This window comes from Ochrobactrum sp. SFR4, assembly GCF_019730395.1.
Lineage (GTDB): Bacteria > Pseudomonadota > Alphaproteobacteria > Rhizobiales > Rhizobiaceae > Pseudochrobactrum.
On the sequence record NZ_JAAPBB010001068.1, the window covers coordinates 1 to 252 of the forward strand.

General features: G+C 48.0%; 1 pseudogene. It reads right to left on the reverse strand.

From position 1 onward, the window contains the following. Window positions 1-252: pseudogene (locus HBA93_RS22330) on the reverse strand (multidrug effflux MFS transporter); the annotation flags it as partial.

Consider the following 252-nt stretch of genomic DNA (forward strand, 5'->3'; position numbering starts at 1 on the left):
TTACCGATAAACAGGAATGTCATAATCACCCACAGGCTTTGCGTAAGCAGCAGCGCAGCCAACACCATAGTGATCATTGTCACCAGATAACCGGTTATCGCATAGGCCACCAGACGGTTCAGACCATAACGGCTAGCCAGCATACCGTTGAACTGCGAAGCACCGAAAAACGAAATCGCATTCACGGAGAAAACCAGCGAATATTCGCGCGGGCTCAAACCGTATTTATCCATGAAGATAAAGGACGAATTG